Source organism: Bradyrhizobium sp. BRP56 (assembly GCF_020194035.1).
In the GTDB taxonomy this organism is placed as follows: domain Bacteria; phylum Pseudomonadota; class Alphaproteobacteria; order Rhizobiales; family Xanthobacteraceae; genus Bradyrhizobium; species Bradyrhizobium australafricanum.
In genome coordinates, this window is record NZ_JADYVV010000042.1 from 73,964 (window position 1) to 80,146 (window position 6,183).

Annotated in this window: 7 protein-coding genes; 3 read left to right on the forward strand and 4 right to left on the reverse strand. The window is 66.1% G+C overall.

The window, feature by feature from the left end; genetic code table 11:
- Positions 1-129: 129 nt before the first annotated feature.
- Complete coding sequence (locus I6F38_RS26880; protein WP_225162446.1) at positions 130-432, reverse strand: DUF1244 domain-containing protein; 303 nt, start codon at positions 430-432, stop codon at positions 130-132.
- Between the two features lie 196 nt (positions 433-628).
- On the opposite strand from I6F38_RS26880, the gene I6F38_RS26885 reads away from it, so the two are divergent.
- Together I6F38_RS26885 and pyk are read left to right on the forward strand one after the other, a co-directional pair.
- Complete coding sequence (locus tag I6F38_RS26885) at positions 629-1,237, forward strand: DUF1036 domain-containing protein (protein ID WP_038377731.1); 609 nt, start codon at positions 629-631, stop codon at positions 1,235-1,237.
- A complete protein-coding gene (gene pyk, locus I6F38_RS26890) occupies positions 1,234-2,670 on the forward strand; it encodes a pyruvate kinase (protein WP_225162447.1) in 1,437 nt (478 codons plus the stop codon). Before I6F38_RS26885 ends, pyk begins: the two co-directional genes overlap by 4 nt.
- Before the next feature lie 77 nt (positions 2,671-2,747).
- Here the strand turns inward: pyk and I6F38_RS26895 are convergent, their stop codons facing one another.
- On the reverse strand, positions 2,748-3,176 hold the full coding sequence (locus I6F38_RS26895) for an OsmC family protein (protein WP_016841620.1): 429 nt from the start codon (positions 3,174-3,176) through the stop codon (positions 2,748-2,750).
- A gap of 93 nt (positions 3,177-3,269) precedes the next feature.
- Positions 3,270-3,944, reverse strand: a complete 675-nt coding sequence (locus I6F38_RS26900) for a TetR/AcrR family transcriptional regulator (protein WP_026191806.1) — start codon at positions 3,942-3,944, stop codon at positions 3,270-3,272.
- A gap of 395 nt (positions 3,945-4,339) precedes the next feature.
- Between I6F38_RS26900 and I6F38_RS26905 the strand changes: the two genes are divergently transcribed.
- Complete coding sequence (locus tag I6F38_RS26905) at positions 4,340-5,842, forward strand: hypothetical protein (RefSeq protein WP_225162448.1); 1,503 nt, start codon at positions 4,340-4,342, stop codon at positions 5,840-5,842.
- 168 nt (positions 5,843-6,010) lie between these two features.
- Here I6F38_RS26905 and I6F38_RS26910 read toward each other — a convergent pair.
- Positions 6,011-6,183 (reverse strand): transposase (locus I6F38_RS26910; protein WP_225162452.1); only part of this gene is annotated, 173 nt, incomplete at its 5' end.

Genomic DNA, 6,183 nt, shown 5'->3' on the forward strand with positions numbered 1-6,183 from the left:
TTGCGCACCGCTTGCTGCGGGCGACCCTCGATTTTGGCGCGCCTTCCGTCAAGGAAACATCGCGCTCATCCACAGCGCGCCCACAGGAGATGCGGACGGCCGCGGAACTGACGTCACAGAGGCTGAGATTTAATGCCCGCTTTGGGCTTTCTTCATCGCCGCGAGTTGCTCCGGCGTCGCGCTGCCCTGATACTGCGCCTTCCATTCCTCATACGGCATGCCGTAGACCGCCTCACGGCTCTCGTCCTTGCTCACGGCAAGGCCCTTGGCGTCGGCCTCTTCCTTCATCCAGTTGGACAGGCAGTTGCGGCAGAAGCCGGCGAGGTTCATCAGGTCGATGTTTTGCACATCGGTGCGGTTGCGCAGGTGACTGACGAGACGCCGGAAGACCGCGGCCTCGAGTTCCGTTCTGGTTTTGTCGTCAATGCTCATGATCGTGATCCCGTGTGTCGCGCTCACCATATTGATATCAGGTGGGAATTGTCACAGATTTTGCCATATCGGCGCGCAAAACGGACCGGTCCGGCCACCCCGGCCATGGTCCGACAGCGTCGCAGACGGGCGCCCGCCCGTTGATAGTGCCGGCCGGGCACGCGAAATCGTCCATGATTTGATATAGCTTCGCTGCATGAGCCCAACAGATTCCCTCGCCTCAGCTCCCCGCAATATCCGTCTGACGTTGGCCGGCCTCCTGCCGGTGCTGGCGCTGGTCGCGGCCTGCCTGTGGACGAGCCCGGCGGCGGCCGATTTCCGGCTCTGCAACAACACCTCGAGCCGCGTCGGCATCGCGCTCGGCTACAAGGACGCCGAGGGCTGGACCACCGAGGGCTGGTGGAACGTGTCGTCGCGCACCTGCGAGACCTTGCTGCGCGGCAACCTTGTGGCGCGCTACTACTACATCTACGCTCTCGACTATGATCGCGGCGGCGAATGGTCCGGCCAGGCCTTCATGTGCTCGCGCGACAAGGAATTCACCATCAAGGGCACCGAAAATTGCCTGGCGCGCGGGTTTGACCGCACCGGCTTCTTCGAGGTCGACACCGGCGAGCAGCGTGCATGGACCGTCCAGCTGACCGAAGCCAACGAACAACAGCCGCAGAAAGTACCGGGAATGCCGGGCGGCGTGGGTCCAGGAAGTCCCGGGGCGATGCCGGGCCTGCCCAACCCGCCGCCGGGCGCAGCGCCTCCGGGCGCGTCTGGTCTGCCGCCAGCCGCACCACCCGGAAACAAACCATGAGACGACTGCGTCGAATCAAGATCCTCGCAACGCTCGGCCCGGCCTCCTCAGACAGCGCGATGATCCGCAAGCTGTTCGAGGCGGGCGCCGACGTCTTCCGCATCAACATGAGCCATACCCCGCACGACAAGATGCGGGAGCTGGTCAAGACCATCCGCAATGTCGAATCGAGCTACGGCCGGCCGATCGGCATCCTGGTCGACCTGCAAGGGCCGAAGCTGCGGCTTGGCTCGTTCGCGGAAGGCTCGACCCAGCTCAAGAACGGCCAGAGCTTCATTCTGGATTCCGACAAGACGCCGGGTGACAACAGCCGCGTCCAGCTTCCGCATCCGGAGATCCTCGCGGCGCTCCGCCCGGGCCATGCGCTGCTGCTCGACGACGGCAAGGTGCGGCTGATCGCCGAGGAAACCTCGCCCGAGCGCGCGGTCACGCGCGTCGTGATCGGCGGCAAGATGTCGGACCGCAAGGGCGTCAGCCTGCCCGATACCGATCTGCCGGTGTCGGCGATGACCGCAAAGGACCGCGCCGACCTGGAAGCCGCGCTGCCGGAGGGGATCGACTGGGTCGCGCTGTCCTTCGTGCAGCGCGCCGAGGACGTGATCGAGGCCAAGAAGATGATCCGCGGCCGCGCCGCCGTGATGGCCAAGATCGAGAAGCCGCAGGCGATCGACCGCCTTGCCGACATCATCGAAGCGTCGGACGCGCTGATGGTGGCGCGCGGCGATCTCGGCGTCGAACTGCCGCTGGAACGGGTACCGAGCCTGCAGAAGCAGATGATCCGGATGGCGCGCCGCGCCGGCAGGCCGGTGGTGGTCGCAACCCAGATGCTGGAATCGATGATCCAGGCGCCGGTGCCGACGCGCGCCGAAGTCTCCGACGTCGCCACCGCCGTCTACGAAGGCGCCGACGCCATCATGCTGTCGGCGGAATCCGCCGCCGGCAAATTCCCGGTGGAGGCAGTCTCCACCATGAACCGCATCGGCGAGGAGGTCGAGCGCGACCCGACCTATCGCAACGTGATCAACGCGCAGCGCGTCGATCCCGAAGCGACGGTGGGTGACGCCATTGCCGACGCCGCCCGGCAGATCGCCGAGACGCTCGACCTGTCGGCGATCATCTGCTGGACGTCATCAGGCTCGACCGCGATCCGCGTGGCGCGCGAGCGGCCCAAGGTGCCGGTGGTCGCGATCACGCCGAACCTCGTCACCGGCCGCAAGCTGTCGGTGGTGTGGGGGGTGCATTGCGTGGTCGCCGAGGACGCTCACGATCTCGACGACATGGTCGACCGCGCCGGCTCGATTGCGTTCCGCGACGGTTTTGCCAAGGCCGGCCAGCGCGTCATCATCGTTGCCGGCGTGCCGCTGCGCGCGCCCGGCACCACCAACATGCTGCGTATCGCCTCGGTCGGCCCGAAGGGCGACGCGCAGCTCTAGATTCCAGTTTGACGCGTCTTCTTCACACGAACCGGTGCCTATTTCGCTCGAAAACGCTCTAACCCGCCGCGCCGCGATCAGCCCTGCAATGACGCGTCGAGCGTGATCTTGGTGTTGAGCAGCTTCGACACCGGACATCCGGCCTTCGCCTTGCCGGCCAGTTCCTGGAACGTCGCGTTGTCGGCGCCCGGGATCTTCGCCGACAGCGTCAGATGCACCGCGGTGATGGCGAAGCCGTCGGCGACCTTCTCCAGGGTCACATCGGCCTTGGTCTCCATATGCTCCGCCGTAAGCTTGGCTTCGCCCAGGATCAGCGACAGCGCCATCGTGAAGCAGGCGGCGTGCGCAGCGCCGATCAACTCCTCCGGGTTCGAGCCGGGCTTGCCCTCGAAACGGCTGGCGAAGCCGTAGGGGTAATCCGAGAGCGCGCCGCTCTTGGTCGAGATCGCGCCCTTGCCGTCCTTGATGCCGCCCTGCCATTTGGCCGAGCCATGGGTCGTCGTCATGGGTTGCTCCGTGAGGTGGTTGAGCCCAGCCCGCAAAATTACAACGCCATTGCGACGGAAGTGTTCTTCGCGCGCGCTGGCCTCACCCTGGCCTCATGCGCCGACCAGCGCCTTCGCCGGAGTCGTCGCCTGCACCACGAGGCCACGCGCGCGTGCGTCCATCACGCCGACCGCGCGCAGCGCAAGCAGCGTCACGGTCTGCACCGCGTCACGCAGCTTGATCGGATCGTCGAGATTGGCCGGCGCCAGCGGGCCGACCAGCGCTTCGTGCAGCGCGCCGAGCAAGGCGGTGGCGGCCAGCGCCGTGTCCTGCGCCGGCAGGTGTCCGGCGCGCACCGCGGCATCGATGCGCATGGCCAGCTCGCCGGAAATATCGCGGCGGCTGGCGAGGCGCGAGGCGGTGACGTCGACGTCGACCGGCTCGGCCAAAATGCCCCAGGCGAGCTTGCGCTGCGACAGCACGTGGACCGCGATCGTCGTCACCGCGGCGGCCAGCGCCGATGACGGCCCCGGCGCGGCATCCGCGGCACGCCGGATCGCCGTGAGCTCGTCGCGCGAGACTTCCGTGATCAATTCCGAGATCAGCTCGGCCTTCGACGGGAAATAGCGGTAGACCGTTCCCGCCGCGACATTGGCCCGCACCGCGACGGGTGCGATCTGGACCGCCGCCATGCCGCCCGCCGCCGCCGCGTCCCGCGCAGCCGACAGGATGGCGCTGCGCCGCGCGGCCAGCCGTTTCACGACCTGATGAGTTCGCCGGTAGACCATGGCGTTCCGTCCCCCCGCCGTGCGCCCCGGCCGGCGCCCACCGGCAGAACACACGAGTCTTCAACGTTTTGAGCGATTGATCCCGCAATCGCCTGAAGAAGTGAACAACTATTCAGACTGGTTCACAAGCTGGAATTGTAAGGATTTTTTGCAACCTCTGGTACCACCTCTGATTGAGCCGGCGGTGCTTCGGGCCTCTCCCCGACCGGTTCAGGGCCGCGATGGTAAATCGCCGGCTAAGGCGATCGCTCGAAATCGAGGCATCTGATCTTGCGCATGCGCGCGATATCGCTGCGGCATTTACCCGAATTTATCGGAAGCCGTGGTCGAGTGCGCGCCAGCGTCACGCGTAGCGTTGGCCCAGAACGGCCCGGCCGAAACAAGCAAGAAAGCGCATGTCACTCTCCATCACCAGCAGCGTGAGCAGCCGTAGCGCGGCGCGAGGATTGGTGCCGCTGTGCGCCGCCGTGGGCGCCTATCTGTTCTATCTCTCGGCCGGCGAAATCCTGCTGCGCGATTCCGACACGATGTGGCAGATCAGGGTCGGACAGTGGATCCTCGAACACGGCGCGATGCCGACATCGGACGTGTTCTCGTTCACCCGTTTCGGCGAGCCCTGGATCTCGAGCTCGTGGCTGTCGCAGGTGGTGTATGCGCTCGTATACGGCGGCGATTGGGCCGGGCCGGTGATCCTGTCGTCGATGGCGATCGGCGCGACGGTCGCGATCTCCCTGCATCTGTTGAGCCCGTATTTCGATCCGGCGCGCGCGCTCCTGATCGCTGCGCTGGCGCTGCTGTTGTCGACGATCCACTTTCTGGCGCGGCCGCATGTGCTGGCGCTGCCGGTGCTGCTGGCGTTCATCGGCGGCCTGCTCGCGGCCGCGGATCGCCGCAGTTCACCGTCATGGTGGCTGCTGCCGCTGATGACGCTGTGGGCCAATCTGCATGGCGGCTTCGTTCTCGGCCTGGCGCTGATCGGACCAATCGGACTGGAGGCGGTGTGGAACGCGGAGCCCGGCCGCCGCCGTCGGCTTGTCGTGCGATGGGGCCTGTTCGGCCTCGCCGCGCTGGCCGCGAGCTGCCTGACGCCCTATGGCTGGAACAGCCTGCTCGGCGCGACCAAGATCCTCAGCCTCGGCAAATTGCTGACGCTGATCGGGGAATGGAAGCCGGCGGATTTCGGCAAGCCCAGCTTCTTCGAAGCCACGCTGCTCGGCCTGATCGGCCTGATCTGCTATCGCAGGCTGACGCTGTCGGTGCCGCGGATCCTGCTGCTGCTCGGGCTGATCTGGATGGCGCTGAGCCATGTCCGCAACATCGAGGTGTTCGCGTTCATCGCTCCGCTGGTGCTCGCCAAGCCGATCGCCGAGCAATGGGGAACGGCAGGCGCCACCGCCGCCCGCTTCGGAGAAACGCGCGCATTTCCCGTCGTCACGATCCTGGCTGTGATCGCGATGGTGATCGGCGCGTGGGTGACGACGGCGATGTTCGTCGCGCAGCATCAGTTCAAATTCCTGCCGATGTTCTCGCCCGTTGCCGCGGTCGATGTGCTGCAGCAGCACAAGGCGCAACGCGTGTTCAGCACCGCGCCGTTCGGCGGCTACATGGTCAGCCGCGACATGAAGGTGTTCATCGACGGCCGCGCCGAGCTCTATGGCGAGCAATTCGTGCTCGACTATTACGATGCGCTCGATGCCCGCGACGTCGGCCGGCTGCTCGGCCTGCTCGACAAATACCGGATCGATGCCACGCTGCTGAGCTCGGACTCGCCCGCCGGCAACGCGCTGGATCATCTGAAGGGCTGGAAGCGGCTGTACAAGGACGACATCGCCGTGATCCATGTGCGCTCGGACGAGACCAAGGCCGGCGCGGCGGCGGCGGGTCAGAGCACGAACTAACCGACGCTGCATAAGTCCAAAACCGCATCGTCGTCCCGTCATCCTGAGGTGCGAGCCTTGCGGCGCAATTGCGCCGCTGGGCGAGCCTCGAAGGATGAATCGGCCACCAGTCGGGCCGTCGATCCTTCGAGACGCCGCTGCGCGGCTCCTCAGAGTCTGACTCATAAATCACCCAACCTTAGCTGCAGCCGCGAGTCTGCGGGTCAGGAGCCTCATGTGTGCAATCAGCAGCCAGGCAGCTTCGGTTGCCACCGTCGCCTCGAAGTCCTTGGCGAGGCGGCGGCATCTGCCGAACCAAGCGAATGTGCGTTCAACCACCCACCGCCTCGGCAGAAGCTGGA

Excerpts from the sequence above, each read along its gene's own strand:
- I6F38_RS26880 (WP_225162446.1), bottom strand. The coding sequence starts at position 432 with ATGAGCATTGACGACAAAACCAGAACGGAACTCGAGGCCGCGGTCTTC.
- I6F38_RS26885 (WP_038377731.1), top strand. The coding sequence starts at position 629 with ATGAGCCCAACAGATTCCCTCGCCTCAGCTCCCCGCAATATCCGTCTG.
- pyk (WP_225162447.1), top strand. The coding sequence starts at position 1,234 with ATGAGACGACTGCGTCGAATCAAGATCCTCGCAACGCTCGGCCCGGCC.
- I6F38_RS26895 (WP_016841620.1), bottom strand. The coding sequence starts at position 3,176 with ATGACGACGACCCATGGCTCGGCCAAATGGCAGGGCGGCATCAAGGAC.
- I6F38_RS26900 (WP_026191806.1), bottom strand. The coding sequence starts at position 3,944 with ATGGTCTACCGGCGAACTCATCAGGTCGTGAAACGGCTGGCCGCGCGG.
- I6F38_RS26905 (WP_225162448.1), top strand. The coding sequence starts at position 4,340 with ATGTCACTCTCCATCACCAGCAGCGTGAGCAGCCGTAGCGCGGCGCGA.